The sequence below is a fragment of the Cobetia sp. 3AK genome (genome assembly GCF_029846335.1).
GTDB classification, from domain to species: Bacteria; Pseudomonadota; Gammaproteobacteria; order Pseudomonadales; family Halomonadaceae; genus Cobetia; species Cobetia marina.
Genome location: NZ_JARWKR010000001.1, coordinates 79,773 through 94,048, shown reverse-complemented (window position 1 = coordinate 94,048; position 14,276 = coordinate 79,773). Strand labels below are relative to the sequence as shown.

The following is a 14,276-nucleotide window of genomic DNA, read 5'->3' as shown; positions in this document are numbered from 1 at the left end:
CCCATGACCGAGATGAGCGCTCGAGCGAGCCAGCGTACCCGAATCAAGATCTGCGGATTGACGCGTGAGCAGGATATCCGCGACGCCGTGGCGGCAGGTGCCGATGCGCTGGGATTCGTGCTGTGGGCGGGCAGCAAGCGGGCGGTGGGCGTTGCTCGCCTGGCGGAGCTTTCGCGCCTGGTGCCGGCATTCGTGATGCGTGTCGGATTGTTCGTCGATGCCAGTGAGGCTGAAGTGGCCGCCGCTGCCCCGCATCTCGATCTGCTGCAATTCCATGGCAACGAAACGCCCGAGCAATGCCGCGCCGCTGGCCGCCCCTATATCAAGGCGTTGCGCATGCGTGACGGGATCGACCTGGCGGCAGAGGCAGAACGCTTCCATGACGCACGCGGGCTGCTGCTGGATGCCTATCGTCCCGGTGTCCCCGGTGGCACGGGCGAGACCTTTGACTGGTCGCGCATCCCTCGAGAATTGCCCCTGCCAGTGATCCTGGCGGGCGGGCTCGAGGCCGGCAACGTGACGGAGGCGGTCAGGCAGGTAGCGCCCCACGCGGTCGATGTCTCGGGAGGGGTAGAGTCTGCCCCTGGCGAGAAGTCACGGGAGCGCCTCCAGGCGTTCTGTCAGGCAGTACGAGCCGCCGACTGACTCCACTGATGCCCTGCGCGGCATGCCGCAAGGCCTGCGCGGGACAGGCGCAACACTGGACTCCACAAGGCAATTGGCATATCGCACTACCCGCAAGGGGGGCGAAGCCGCTACAATGTTTGCCAGAATCTGGAAAAGGGGCCGTACGACCAATGGGTTGCACGGTCTTTTCCTTTGGCGCCACTGACTTCCTCCAGCGTCCCGAGACAAGGGGGCGAAGAGGGTGTCAGTCGTTGCCCGCCACGTCCTTGCCTCCCGGAGAGGTGGGCGTGTGCCAACTCGCATGGCCGCCGACAGTCGTCGAGCGGTGCCCAGAACAGCAGCAAAACGGAAGCCTCCCCACCATGAGCTGGCTTGACAAGATTGTGCCGTCAATGAGCCGTATCCAACGCAAGGATCGGCGCACCTCCATTCCTGATGGCCTGTGGCGTAAATGCCCCAAGTGCGAAGCAGTCCTGTACCTTCCGGAGCTGACCAAGCACGACAACGTCTGCCCGAAGTGTGACCACCACCTGCGTCTCACTGCGCGTGCCCGTCTGTCCTGGTTCCTCGACAGCGAGGGTCGCGAGGAGATCGCGGCAGATCTGGAGCCGGTCGATCGCCTCAAGTTCCGCGATTCCAAGAAGTACAAGGATCGCCTGAGCGCCGCCCAGAAGCAGACGTCCGAGAAGGATGCGCTGGTCGCCATGCGCGGCACGCTTTCCGGACAGCCTGTCGTGGCCGTTGCCTTCGAATTCAGCTTCATGGGCGGCTCCATGGGGGCCATCGTCGGTGAGAAGTTCGTGCGTGCAGCCGAACTCGCGCTGGCGGAAGAAGTGCCGCTGGTATGCTTCGCGGCCTCCGGTGGCGCGCGCATGCAGGAAGCACTGTTCTCCCTGATGCAGATGGCCAAGACCTCCGCCGCGCTCGAGAAGCTCAAACAGGCAGGCGTACCGTACATCAGCGTGCTGACGGATCCGGTCTTCGGTGGCGTATCGGCATCGCTTGCCATGCTGGGCGACCTGAACGTTGCCGAGCCGAATGCCCTGATCGGCTTCGCTGGCCCGCGTGTCATCGAGCAGACCGTGCGCGAGAAACTGCCGGAAGGCTTCCAGCGTTCAGAGTTCCTGCTCGAGCATGGCGCGGTCGACATGATCATCCATCGTCGCGACATGCGTGAGCGTCTGTCCAGCATCCTGCTCAAGCTGCAGGGTCTGCCGGTCAAGGCTGACGTGCAGGCACCGGTGGTAGATGCCACGGAAGTCGTTGTCGAAGGTGAGGCTGTCGAGGCTGCACCGAGCGAGCCGCAGCCTGCAGAGCCGCGCTCCGCGGTTGACAGCGTGCTTGACGAGACATTCTCCGCCGACAAGCCGCAAGGCGATCGTCGCGATGGCTGAGCAGGCCAATGCGCCGGGCCACTGCAGCACCCGAGAGGTGCTGCAGTCCCGTAAGCGGCCTCCGCTGAGCGTTGCTGCCCTGCATGAGGCCGTGCCACGCGAGCTGTCACTGCAAGACTGGCTTTCGCGTCTGGAGCGCCAGCATCCCGTCAGCATCGACATGGGGCTCGCCCGCGTGCAATGCGTGGCTGAGCGTCTGGGGCTTGTCGGCCCCGGGGCTCGTCGCATTGGCGAGCGGGTCATCACCGTGGCCGGTACCAACGGCAAGGGCTCCACGGTCGCCATGCTCGAGGCGCTCGGGCGTGCGCATGGTCTGACGACCGCGACTTACACCTCTCCGCACCTGCTGCATTACAACGAGCGCGTGACCCTCGATGGGCAGCACGCCAGTGATGCCGAGCTGATCACTGCCTTCGAGCAGGTGGATTCGGCGCGTCATTCGGATGCGGGAGATGGGCAGGGCGTGATCAGCCTGACCTACTTCGAGGCCGGCACGCTCGCTGGCCTGTGGTTGATCGCTCAGCGACAGCCACGGTTGGCGATTCTGGAGGTCGGTCTTGGCGGGCGTCTGGATGCCGTCAACATCATCGACTGCGATGTGGCGATGATCACCACCGTGGCACAGGATCATGCTGCCTTCCTGGGCACGGACCTCGAGAACATCGGCTTCGAGAAGGCGGGTATCCTGCGTGCAGGGCGCCCGGCCATCTTCGGCTCCGATCACTTGCCGAGCAGCTGTGCCGAGCACGCCCGCTCGCTGGGTGTGACGCCTCAGGTGCTGTGGCAGGACTTTGTCTGGCAGGACGCCTGCGAGCAGGACCTCGCCTCCCCGGCAAGGTCGTCAGCGGATGGGCTCTGGCGCTGGCAGCGACTGAGCGACCCCGTCATGACCCTCGAGGCACTTCCGGACCCCGGCCTGCCACGCGACAACGCGGCCAGTGCGCTGAATGCGCTCGTCGCAGCCGGTGTGGCGCTTGAGGTGTCATGCGTGCGCCATGCCATGGCCAATGTCCAGCTCAAGGGGCGCATGCAATGGGTCCAGCGTCATGGGCGTGACTGGTGTCTGGATGTGGGGCACAACCCGCATGCGGCAGGTTATCTGGCCAGTCGTCTGGCGGCGCGTGAGTGTTCCGCTCGACCGCGTCTGGTGCTGCTGGCCATGCTGGGAGACAAGGACGCACGAGGCGTGATCGAGGCGCTGTCGCCCGTGGTGGATGGCTTCGTCGTGGCGACACTGGGCGGCGAGCGTGCTCGCCAGGCCAGTGAGCTGGCTGCCGTGGTGCGTGCCTGCCAGGGGACCGTGCTGGCGGAGTGTGATTCGGTCGCTGAGGCGGCGGATTGGCTGGTGGAGCATGCCACCGCGGGGGAGGTGCTGGTCTGCGGCTCCTTCTTCACGGTCGGCGAAGCGCTGGCATGGCTTGACGACGAGGATGCCTGAGGTGAAGCAGGACCGCGGTCATTGGAATCCGGGTGCAAGGGAGATGGCACGATGAAATATGGCAAGCGAGAACGGATCAGCGGCGCAGTCATCCTGTTGGCCCTGGGCGTGATCTTCATCCCGATGTTGTTTGATGAGCCGCCGGCCCGTGATGAGCGTCCCAGTCCGGTGATGACATTGGGCAAGCCGGTGGATATCGACCGTTCGACGGTGGATGCACCGCAGCCCCCCAGCGAGCTGAAGATTGGTACCGATGTCCCCATCACCTTCGTGGATGGCAATGGCAAGGTGCGTGACAGTGATCCCGGACCCGGCATCGAAAACGCCTCCGAGTCGCGAGCTCGCGTGGCGGAGGCGCAGCAGCTGTCGCCGACCAGATCCGTGTCCAGCAGCGAGCCGAAGGCTGCGCCGACACCGCAGCCCAAGCCGGCCCCGACGCCCAAGCCAGAGCCCAAGCCGGCGCCTGAGCCCAAGCCTGCCGTTGCCGCCAGCGCGCCATCTTCTTCCGCCGGTGGCTGGGCGGTGCAGGTCGGCAGCTTCGGCAAGCCGGCCAACGCCGAGCGACTCCAGAAGGACCTGCAGAGCAAGGGATTCGCGGCCTATCGCGTCGCGCGGGATGGCAATCTGACCGTGGTATTCGTCGGTCCCTACAAATCTTCCGAGATTGGTGAGTCCGCGCGCTCTCGCCTTCAGGAGCAGGTCAATATCAAGGGCCTTCTGGTACGCCGGAAGGAGGGTGAGTGAACGCGCTGGTCTGGATCGATTGGTTGTGTCTGGGGCTGCTGATCATCTCCGTGTTGCTGGGGTTGATGCGTGGTCTGCTCAGCGAGGCGCTGGGACTGGCAGGCTGGCTGGTGGCCCTGGTGGCGGCACGCCAGTTCGGGGCGGAAGCCGGGGCCCTGCTCGACGAGGTGATCCTGTCTCCGGGCATTCGCACCGCGGTCGGCTTCGTGCTGGTGGTACTGGGCACGGTGCTAGTCTGGGGATTGATGCTGCGTCTGCTCGAACGCCTGGTCCAGGCGGTCGGCATGGGGGGCTTCAATCGCCTGCTGGGGGGTGTCTTCGGCGCGCTTCGGGCGGCGGTGATCCTGGTGCTGGTGACGGCTGTCGTCGGCCTGACACCTCTGCGTGACAGTGCGGACTGGCAGGCGGCGCAGCTGCGCCCGACGCTGGAGCAGCTGCGCGACTGGTCGCTGGCACGCTACCGTGAGTGGGACACGGGAGGGGATTGGCAGTTGCCGCAGGACGGGACGGCTCCATCCTCACAGACTGCCGGTTTCCAGCAGCAGGCGAGTGGCCTGCTCGAGCGTGCCCGCCACGAAGGCCGCACGCTGAGTGAAGGCGTCAGTCAGCAGGTCGCCGAGCAGTTCATGCGTCAGCAGCATCAGCAGCGTGATGGTGACACCGCAGCACCTTGAGACGACAAAAGCGCCGGGCATTCTTGCTCGGCGCTTTTGTTTTGTCTGTTCGCCCCCCGAGCAGGTCAGCGCGTCGAGGTGCAGCAAGCATCGTGGTATCGATTGACCCATCGGTCAGGTGTTGCCTGTGGTGTGGGCAGGCCTGACAATTGCGGCATGTGAGCACTCATATTGCCATGTGGAGGCGCGCTGATGATGGCTGGCGCCTCCCTCTCCTAGTGTGTATCAGTGAGGTAATGACGGGATGTGCGGGATTGTAGGTTTGATGGCCAACGCCTCGGTAAACCAGGCGCTGTATGACGCGCTGACCGTATTGCAGCATCGTGGGCAGGATGCCGCGGGGATGATGACCTGGCACGAGGGTCGTTTCCTGCTGCGCAAGAGCAATGGCCTGGTGCGTGATGTCTTCCGCACTCGTCATATGCAGCGACTCAAGGGCAACATGGGCATCGGCCATGTTCGCTATCCGACCGCTGGCTCTTCCAGCGAGGCGGAATCGCAGCCGTTCTACGTCAATTCGCCCTACGGCATCACCCTGGCGCACAACGGCAACTTGACCAACTCCGAGCAGCTCAAGCAGGAGCTCTTCTCCTCCGACCTGCGTCACATCAACACCAGCTCCGATTCCGAAGTGCTGCTCAATGTCTTCGCTCACGAGCTGGGCAAGCAGGGCATGCGTCTGGGCGCGGGTGATGTCTTTGATGCGGTACGTCGTGTGCACCGTCGCTGCAAGGGTGGCTATGCCGCCGTATCGATCATCAACGGCACCGGCCTGGTCGCCTTCCGTGATCCGCACGGGATTCGTCCGGCGTGCTTCGGCAAGCGCGAGGCTGCTGAAGGTACCGAGTACATGATCGCTTCCGAATCCGTGGCGCTGGACGTCGCCGGTTTCGAGCTGATCCGTGACCTGGCACCGGGGGAAGCCGTCTTCATCGACATGGAGCGTCAGCTTCATACCCTGCAGTGCGCTGATGACCCGGTACTCAAGCCGTGCATCTTCGAGCACGTCTATCTGGCGCGTCCGGACTCCCTGCTGGACGGTGCCTATGTCTACGGCACCCGCATGCGCATGGGGGAGAAGCTGGCCGACAAGATCGTGCGGGAATGGCCGGAGCAGGACATCGATGTCGTCATCCCGATTCCGGATACCTCGCGCACGTCCGCTCTCGAGCTGGCTCAGCATCTGGGAGTGACTTACCGCGAAGGCTTCATGAAGAACCGTTACATCGGCCGTACCTTCATCATGCCGGGGCAGACGCTGCGCAAGAAGTCCGTGCGTCAGAAGCTCAACGCCATCGATATCGAGTTTGCCGGCAAGAACGTGCTGCTGGTGGATGATTCCATCGTGCGTGGCACCACCTGCAACGAGATCATCCAGATGGCCCGTGAGGCGGGCGCGAAGAATGTCTACTTCGCCTCGGCGGCGCCAGCGGTTCGCTATCCCAATGTGTACGGTATCGACATGCCGGCCGCGGAAGAGCTGATCGCCCATGGTCGTACCGAGAGGGAAATCGCGGATCTGATCGGCGCGGATCGTCTGTTCTATCAGGATCTCGATGACCTGAAGGACGCCTGTCGCGAGGTCAATCCTGCCCTCGACGAGTTCGACTGCTCCGTGTTCGATGGCATCTACGTGACCGGCGATATCGATGAGGCCTACCTCAACGACCTGCAGGCCTCACGCAACGACGGTGCCAAGAACGCAGGCGAGACCCACGCGGTCGTGGATCTGCACAACGATTCCGAAGACATCGACTGACCCCATGACCTGTCTCGCGTGACAGGTCATGGCAGGGTGAGTGATTCGCAACGGGCTCCGGAGAAATCCGGGGCCCGTTGCGCGTTCAAAACCGGTAACATTGACCGACAGCTTTCTGCTCTGTTTCCCGGCTCATGAAAGAAGCGCCCGCGGCGCGTAACCTGACAATCCCGTGAGCCACGTCATCCGAGACAGAGATCAGCGGATTCCATCAGTAGAGGTACTGGACACCATGCACGACGACAATCTTTCCCGCGCCGACCTTTCCCGCGATGAGCTGGGACTGGAGACGCTCGCCATCCGCGCCGGTCACTTGCGTGGCGGTGAGCAGGAGCACGGCGAGCCCATCTACACCACGTCCAGCTTCGTCTATGGCAGTGCGGCCGAGGCGGCAGCCAAGTTCGGTGGTGACGAAGCCGGCAACATCTACTCGCGCTTCACCAACCCGACGGTGCGCTTCTTCGAGGAGCGACTGGCGGCGATGGAGGGCGGTGAGCGCTGCGTGGCCACCAGCTCCGGCATGGCCGCGATCATGTCCACCGTGCTGGCCCTGCTGGAAGCCGGGGATGAGATCGTCGCCTCGCGTTCCATCTTCGGCTCCAGTGTGAGCCTGTTCACCAAGTACTTCGGCAAGCTGGGCATCACCACGCGCTTCGTCGAACTGGGGGATCTCGAGGCCTGGCGCGCGGCCATCACACCGTCCACCAAGCTGCTGTTCGCCGAGACGCCGTCCAACCCGTTGTCCGAGATCGGTGACATCAAGGCGCTGGCAGCGCTGGCACATGAACATGATGCATGGCTTGCCATCGACAACTGCTTCTGCACCCCGGCATTGCAGCGTCCGCTGACCCTGGGCGCGGATATCGTCATCCACTCCGCCACCAAGTATCTGGATGGGCAGGGGCGGACTCTGGGCGGGGCAGTGGTCGGCAGCAGCGCGTTGATGGAAGAGGTCTTCGGCGTGGTGCGGACGTGCGGGCCCTGCCTGAGCCCCTTCAATGCCTGGGTCTTCCTCAAGGGACTGGAGACGCTCAACATTCGCATGGAGGCCCACTGTGCACGTGCGCTGGAGCTGGCGCACTGGCTGGAAGCGCATCCTGCGGTCGAGCGCGTCCACTATTCAGGCCTCGAGAGTCATCCGCAGCATGCACTCGCCAAGGCTCAGCAGAAGGCCTTCGGTGCCGTGCTGGGGGTGGTCATCAAGGGAGGCCGTGAAGGGGCCTGGTCGGTCATCGATGCCACGCGCATCCTGTCGATCACCGGCAACCTCGGTGATGTGAAGACCACCATCACGCATCCTGCCACCACCACGCATGGCCGCTTGAGTGATGAGCAGAAAGCGGCCGCCGGTATCGTGGACGGCATGGTGCGCATCGCAGTGGGCCTGGAAGATCTCGATGACATCAAGCGTGATCTGGCGCTTGGGTTGGATCGCCTGGCGTCTGCATGAGTCGACCAGCACTTTCGTGAGGGAACGCCCGGCCATGCCGGGCGTTTCTGCATCTGCTCGGCCGTGACGGTGGCCGGTGTCTCGGGAAGAGAGCGCTCAGCGCCGGCATGGCTGGCGCGGCATGATGAGAAAGGGGTGGGACTATCGCTTGGCGCGTGGCAGGCCAGTGGGTAAGCTGGCAGCCATGGGAAGGCATCATCACGATACGGTGTCGTATCGCGGTTCAGAGCGTCGATCACGGCAGGTGGGCTCACGCTCGGCGCGTTGGATGACAGGACAGGGAGACAAGCATGTGGCGCAATAGTCGTCGGGGGTGGGGCTGGCCCGTCATCGTGATGCACTGGCTGTCGGCGCTGGCCATCATCGGCCTCTTCGCCCTCGGGTGGTGGATGACATCACTGGGCTATTATGATCGCTGGTATCAGCTGGGTCCCTGGTGGCATCGCTCCGTGGGCGTGGTGCTGTTCGTGATCACGTTGCTGCGCCTTGTCTGGCGAGCCATGCAGCCGACGCCACAGGCGCATGGCTCCCGCATCGAGCAGCGGGCGGCGCGCATCGGGCATGCCTTGCTGTATGCATTGCTGTTGCTGGTGATGATCTCGGGGTATCTGATCTCGACGGCGGATGGACGAGCCATCAGCGTATTCGGGCTGTTTGACGTGCCTGCCTTGCTCAGCGGGATGGAGGATCAGGCGACGTTGGCAGGAGACGTTCACTGGTACGCGGCCTGGGCGCTTGTCATCCTGTCGCTTGGTCACGCCGCTGCCGCCTTCAAGCATCATCTGATGGAGGGCCAGGACACGTTGCGACGTATGCTCTGGCCGCTGCGCTGAAAGGAATTGCCGGCCACCACGGCGGCACCATGCATGACGAATCCTCAAGGAGCTAGGACATGAACGACACATCCCTGACACCCAAGGCCTTCTCGCTGGGCAAGACGTTCGCTGGCGGCCTTCTGGCAGCGGCACTCCCCTTGATGGCGGGCCAGGCTCAGGCCTCGGACTATGTCATTGACACCAAGGGCCAGCACGCCTTCATCCAGTTCAAGATCAGCCATCTCGGCTACTCCTACGTCCTGGGTGAGTTCAAGGACTTCACGGGGACCTTCCGCTATGACGAGGGTCAGCCCGAGGCGTCAAGCGTCAAGGTCGAAGTCGATGTCGACAGCCTGGACAGCGCCCACGCCGAGCGAGACAAGCACATCAAGTCCGCTGATTTCCTGGATGCTTCCGAGTACCCGACGGCGTCTTTCGTCTCCACCGGGTTCACCTCTTCCGGTGATGGTGCCGGCAAGCTGACGGGGGATCTGACACTGCATGGCGAGACGCAGCCGATCACCATCGATGTCGATCACATCGGCGGTGGCGAAGACCCCTGGGGCGGCTATCGTCAGGGCTTCGAGGGCACCACCACGCTCAAGCTCGCCGACTATGGCATCGACACCTCCAAGCTTGGGCCAGCGGCCGCGACGGTCGACATGTACCTGGTGGTGGAAGGTATCCGTCAGTAACGGTGCCATCCGTTGCATGACCTGAGCGAATTGCCTCAGTGATCGAAGAGAACGCCCCTGTCATGTGATTGACAGGGGCGTTCTCGTATCGGCGGCCAGACTGGCGCAGGAGGCCGGTGCTCAACCACGCAGTGCGAGGTAGCTGCCGGCACCGATCATCAGGCTGGCAGCGCTGCGGTTGAGGCGTCTGACGGCTCGCGTCGAGCGCAGATGGCGACGAATGCGGCCTGCGGCGTAACCGACAGGGACGACCCCGATCAGCAAGGCACTGAGATTGAGAGCGGCCGCGATCACGATATCGCCACCACTCAGGCGGGTGATGTCCATGAAGGTCGGCAGAAAGGCGATGTAGAACAGGATGACCTTGGGGTTGGAGGCCGAGATCAGGAAGCCCTGCAGGAAGCCACGCCACCAGCTTCCGCGCATGTCGGGAATTTCCGTGTCTTCCAGGCTGGGCCGGCAGGTCCAGAGCTTGTACCCCAGGTAGATCAGATAGGCGGCCCCCAGCAGGCGGATGACCAGAAAGAGCTCGCTCCAATGGGTCGCCAGTGCCGAGAGACCGAAGACGGCCGCCAGCATGTAGCAGACGTCACTGAGGCTCATGCCGACGGCCATCGGGACACAGGCATTGCCTCCCTGGCTCATGCCACGCGCCATCAGGGCGAGGATCCCGGGGCCGGGAGTGATCCCGAAGAGGAAGATGGCAAGGAAGAAGGTCAGTCCTGATTCAAGCGTCATGAGGATTTCCTGTCGTGGAAGGCGCATCGTGGGCAACGCCTCTGTCATGAATCGAGTATATCGCCTGTACATGGCGCGCGGACAATGAAACCGATGCGCTTGGCATGCAGGCGGAAGCCGTTGGCGGGGCTGTTGCAGGAGGGGGGCAGGTCGCGGTCAGGCTGAGGCCTTCGGGCCAGTCAGGAGTGGCACGCCAGGCCAGCCGGTTGCCCGGCTGGTTCCTCGTGTCGTGCTCAGGTAGCGTGCTGCGACGCTTGAGTGCAGGTCAGGTGGGGAGGCCTCGGAAGCTACCGATCCCCCAGGATGAGATGAGGAAAGCTGTCGTCGAGGCAGTTGTGCGGGCGATGCCCGGACACCGGGTTGCCAGTCTGCTCAGTGAATTCGAATGGCTTCACTCGCAGTCGTTCAGGACTGCCCCCGGGAAGTGACGACGCAGCATGCGGTTCTGGAACTCATCGATGAATGAGCAGTTGATGATGATGATGAAGCGCTCGAAGTGCTGGCCCGCGTTATCCTGAGTGATGGAGCTGACGCTGTGGAACAGCTGGTCATCATGGATGTGCAGAACCTCTCCCGGTGCCAGCTCGGTGGTCGCCAGCAACTCGCTGCCGGCCTTGTCGCGGTAGAGGGTATTGATGGCACCACTGACGTTCTCGCGATTGAGTACCAGAATGCTCAAGTACTTGCAGCCATCGGCGTGAATGCCTTGTCCCTGGAGAGGGTCGATGGTGCCGTCGCCGCGGACACCCGTGATCTGCATCAGGATCGGCTCACGCGGCCCGATGCCCCACATGTCGGCCCAGGCCTTGACGAAGGCGCGCACGTCGTCGCGCTCGGTGAACGCCGCTTCCAGCGGATCGTAGTATCTCAGGCGGTCCGCCATGCTGGCAGCGTCATTGAAGCGTCCACCCTGTGCCATCGGGCACTCGCCAAGGGTTTCGACTTCCATCTGGTCATTCAGGTGCAGCCAGGACATGCGCTTCCAGCGTGTGTTGACGTAAGGGTCACGGGGAAGGTTGTCCAGGAAACCCTGCCAGGCGTTCAAGTCAATGTGTGGAGTGATCGTTGCCTTGCTCCAGTGCTGACGAGCCAGCTCCTCATGCACGCTTGTCGGCCAGTACTCAGAGATCCTGGGCAGCGAGAGAGCGCTATCCTCTGATGACGTTGCCGGGTAGCGATCGTTGAGAGCGCTCTGGTCCAGAGTGAGTTTACGGGAAGCATCGGCCAGCTGACGTACACCACGGTTTACGATGTTCATGCAAGAATTCCTCGATGTTTCGGCATTTAGCGCCTGTTGGAAGGTGTTGCGTTCGCAACGTCGAGGAGAATGGGAAGATGCATGAGAGAGAGTCAAACCAAGCGCGCGGCTTAGAGCGTTAATCTTGCGTAAGTATCATCAATATGGGCGTCTGGGCGATGGAGGGGTATTAGAGGTCTGATCTCCTGGCATCATGTCAGTCATGAGCGGTATTCTTTGTCGCCTTTCGGCGAAAAACGGCATGGGCAATGCGTGACGCAGGTGCTGGTAGCGTTGAGAGGAGGCGTGTGTCACGGCGGGTTTGGCACTGTGTTTATGCGAGGCAGACACTTAGACTGCTATTGGCTCCAGTGATGTATATCGCGATAACTCAGCGGATTCAGGCAACGTGCGTGTCCCCGCCGAGCACCGGTCGGTAGACAAGATGGTAGGGGAGGTATCCTGGATCATGGCAGATGGGTCTCGTCAGACCGGAAGAGCGACTGGAATTGCGCTCTTTGGAACAGTGGTCGCTGCCATCGCGATCGGCCTGCTGGTGGGGGTCGTGGCAGTGCAGGACATCATCGGCCGCTGGCCTTCAGCGCTGCTGATGGTGATTATTGGCGCAACTGCGGGCATCATGCTGATTCGTCATCGTCAGATGGCATATCAACAGCACACGCAGGAGGCGGTCATGCAGACTAGTGTTGTTGGCCCCTCGGCCAGCATGGGACTCCCCGCCAGTGACCAGCGCTTTCGCGAATTGCTGGAAAGCCTGCCACGTGTGGCAGTGCAGGGGTACGACAGCCAGCGCCGAGTGATCTATTGGAATGAGGCCAGCGAGCGACTGTATGGTTTCAGCGAGCAGGAAGCTCGAGGGCGTTGTCTTGAAGCCTTGCTGATACCGGATGAAATGGCGGACATCGTGGTGGATGCCCACCACGCGTGGGTCAATCACGGCACCCAGATCCCGGCGAGCGAGCTTGAGCTGAAGCACAAGTCAGGCGCACCGGTGCCGGTGTTCTCTCACCACGTCATGTTGGGTGAGCGGTCGGACAATCCATTGATGTTCTGCATCGACATCGATCTGGCGGGCGAGCGCAAGGTGCAGCGTGAGCTGGACTACATGACGCGATTCGATCCGTTGACCGAACTGCCCAATCGGCAGACGTTCGAGACTGAGCTCGAGAACATGCTCGGGGAGTGTCAGCGTCACGGCGATACCTTGATGGTGCTGTTCCTAGATATCGACCACTTCACCGAGATCAACGATACCCAGGGCTATGAGATGGGGGACCTCGTGATTCGCAGCGTCGCGTCGCGCTTGCAGGGGTTCCAGCGGAGTCAGGATCTACTGTCACGCTTCGGCGGCGATGAGTTCGTCATGGCGATGCCGCGCCTGGATTATGAAAGTGATGCCTTGTCGGTCGTGCAGCGGATCCGCGAAGATTTCCAGCGCCCCTTCCAGATAGAAGGGCGTGAGTTGTTGCTGCGTCTAAGCATCGGCGTCAGCCTCTATCCCGAGAATGGCAATGATGCGCCGGAACTGGTGCGCAATGCGGACGTCGCCAAGCACCGAGCGAAGCAGGCCGGGCGTGATGGATATCAGTTCTTCAACCAGGAAGTGCGCGATGCCATGCTGCATCAGCATCATCTGGCGGGGCGCCTTCAGACGCTGCTGAGCGAGGATGGGGGTGGCGAGCTGTTCCTCCACTTCCAGCCTCAGGTCGCGGCGCGCAGTGAGCGTATCGAGTCGGTAGAGGCGCTGATGCGCTGGCATGCGCCCGAGGGACCCATTCCCCCGACTGACTTCATCAAGGTGGCAGAGCGCACCAATCTGATCGAGCGCCTGGGTGACTGGGTGATTCGCCAGGCATGTCGCCAGCAGGCCGAGTGGCATGCCATGGGGATCAAGGGCTATCGGATCGATATCAATATCTCCGGGCGTCAGGCGATCAACAGCGACGTCTTCCAGCGTCTTGAGGCATGCGTGGCGGAATATGGCCTGACGCCACGGGACATCGGCATCGAGCTGACCGAGAACGTGTTGATCGATGCTGACGTCAAGGTGCGCGATAGCCTGCGTGCCCTGCACGACAGAGGCTACAAGATCGCGATCGATGATTTCGGGACCGGCTACTCCTCGATGAGCTACCTCAAGATGCTGCCGGTGACGGCGCTCAAGATCGATCGCTCCTTCGTGATCGAATGTGCTCAGGAACCCAAGGACCGCGCCATCATGGAAGCGACGGTCTTCCTCGGGCATCGACTGGGGCTGGAGGTGGTGGCCGAGGGGGTGGAGAATATCCAGCAACTCGAGCTGTTGCGCGAAATGCGCTGTGATCTCATTCAGGGATACTACTTCTACAAGCCCATGGCGGCGGCGGATATCCAGCGGCTGCTGTCCGGGGGCAACAACCCGCCTCATCCTGGCGCCCATCGCCCGTCCAGTGATCCAACCAGTGCATCCAACGGTTGCCATTGAGTCAGCGTTGATCCGGTGCCGTTGTGTCATGGGACTGTTGCTGTGGATCGGCTTTTTAGTTTGCGGGCTAAAAGATATGATGCTGACAGTTGAAGCGGATGGACTGTCATCATCATCGATGAATCTGGGCATTCCTTCCTGACACCTGCGGGTCGAGCATCTCATGCTCCCCGCAGGCGTTTGCCGAGAGTGGCTGCGTCGTTCAATGCGCAGAGCTGTT

The 14,276-nt window shown here is 62.5% G+C and carries 12 protein-coding genes; 10 read left to right on the top strand and 2 right to left on the bottom strand.

Translation table 11 applies throughout. From position 1 onward, the window contains the following. Window positions 1-12: 12 nt before the first annotated feature. The 9 genes from QD228_RS00410 (at window position 13) to QD228_RS00370 (ending at window position 9,596) form a co-directional block, all read left to right on the top strand. Complete coding sequence (locus QD228_RS00410; protein ID WP_279874309.1) at window positions 13-645, top strand: phosphoribosylanthranilate isomerase; 633 nt, start codon at window positions 13-15, stop codon at window positions 643-645. A 344-nt stretch (window positions 646-989) separates the two neighbouring features. Then, on the top strand, window positions 990-2,021 hold the full coding sequence (gene accD / locus QD228_RS00405) for an acetyl-CoA carboxylase, carboxyltransferase subunit beta (RefSeq protein WP_077372401.1): 1,032 nt from the start codon (window positions 990-992) through the stop codon (window positions 2,019-2,021). Next, entirely contained in the window at window positions 2,014-3,459 is a 1,446-nt protein-coding gene (locus QD228_RS00400; protein WP_279874041.1) for a bifunctional folylpolyglutamate synthase/dihydrofolate synthase, read from the top strand. The genes accD and QD228_RS00400 overlap by 8 nt, the downstream gene beginning before the upstream one ends. A gap of 51 nt (window positions 3,460-3,510) precedes the next feature. After that, a complete protein-coding gene (locus tag QD228_RS00395; RefSeq protein WP_084209070.1) occupies window positions 3,511-4,203 on the top strand; it encodes an SPOR domain-containing protein in 693 nt (230 codons plus the stop codon). Beyond that, on the top strand, window positions 4,200-4,877 hold the full coding sequence (locus QD228_RS00390; RefSeq protein WP_084209069.1) for a CvpA family protein: 678 nt from the start codon (window positions 4,200-4,202) through the stop codon (window positions 4,875-4,877). The genes QD228_RS00395 and QD228_RS00390 overlap by 4 nt, the downstream gene beginning before the upstream one ends. Window positions 4,878-5,121: 244 nt before the next feature. Next, a complete protein-coding gene (gene purF, locus QD228_RS00385) occupies window positions 5,122-6,636 on the top strand; it encodes an amidophosphoribosyltransferase (RefSeq protein ID WP_077372413.1) in 1,515 nt (504 codons plus the stop codon). 232 nt (window positions 6,637-6,868) lie between these two features. Further along, a complete protein-coding gene (locus tag QD228_RS00380; RefSeq protein WP_077372415.1) occupies window positions 6,869-8,086 on the top strand; it encodes an O-succinylhomoserine sulfhydrylase in 1,218 nt (405 codons plus the stop codon). Between the two features lie 290 nt (window positions 8,087-8,376). Then, window positions 8,377-8,919, top strand: coding sequence for a cytochrome b (locus tag QD228_RS00375; protein WP_279874038.1), 543 nt, complete (start codon window positions 8,377-8,379; stop codon window positions 8,917-8,919). 59 nt (window positions 8,920-8,978) lie between these two features. Further along, complete coding sequence (locus QD228_RS00370) at window positions 8,979-9,596, top strand: YceI family protein (protein ID WP_077372421.1); 618 nt, start codon at window positions 8,979-8,981, stop codon at window positions 9,594-9,596. A gap of 120 nt (window positions 9,597-9,716) precedes the next feature. Here the strand turns inward: QD228_RS00370 and QD228_RS00365 are convergent, their stop codons facing one another. Both QD228_RS00365 and QD228_RS00360 read right to left on the bottom strand, forming a co-directional pair. Beyond that, entirely contained in the window at window positions 9,717-10,334 is a 618-nt protein-coding gene (locus tag QD228_RS00365) for a LysE family translocator (RefSeq protein ID WP_077372424.1), read from the bottom strand. A 391-nt stretch (window positions 10,335-10,725) separates the two neighbouring features. Next, on the bottom strand, window positions 10,726-11,592 hold the full coding sequence (locus QD228_RS00360; RefSeq protein WP_077372427.1) for a 2OG-Fe dioxygenase family protein: 867 nt from the start codon (window positions 11,590-11,592) through the stop codon (window positions 10,726-10,728). A 673-nt stretch (window positions 11,593-12,265) separates the two neighbouring features. On the opposite strand from QD228_RS00360, the gene QD228_RS00355 reads away from it, so the two are divergent. Beyond that, window positions 12,266-14,056: an EAL domain-containing protein gene (locus QD228_RS00355; protein ID WP_254696435.1), complete on the top strand. Its 1,791-nt coding sequence runs from the start codon at window positions 12,266-12,268 to the stop codon at window positions 14,054-14,056. The last annotated feature ends 220 nt before the right edge of the window (window positions 14,057-14,276 follow it).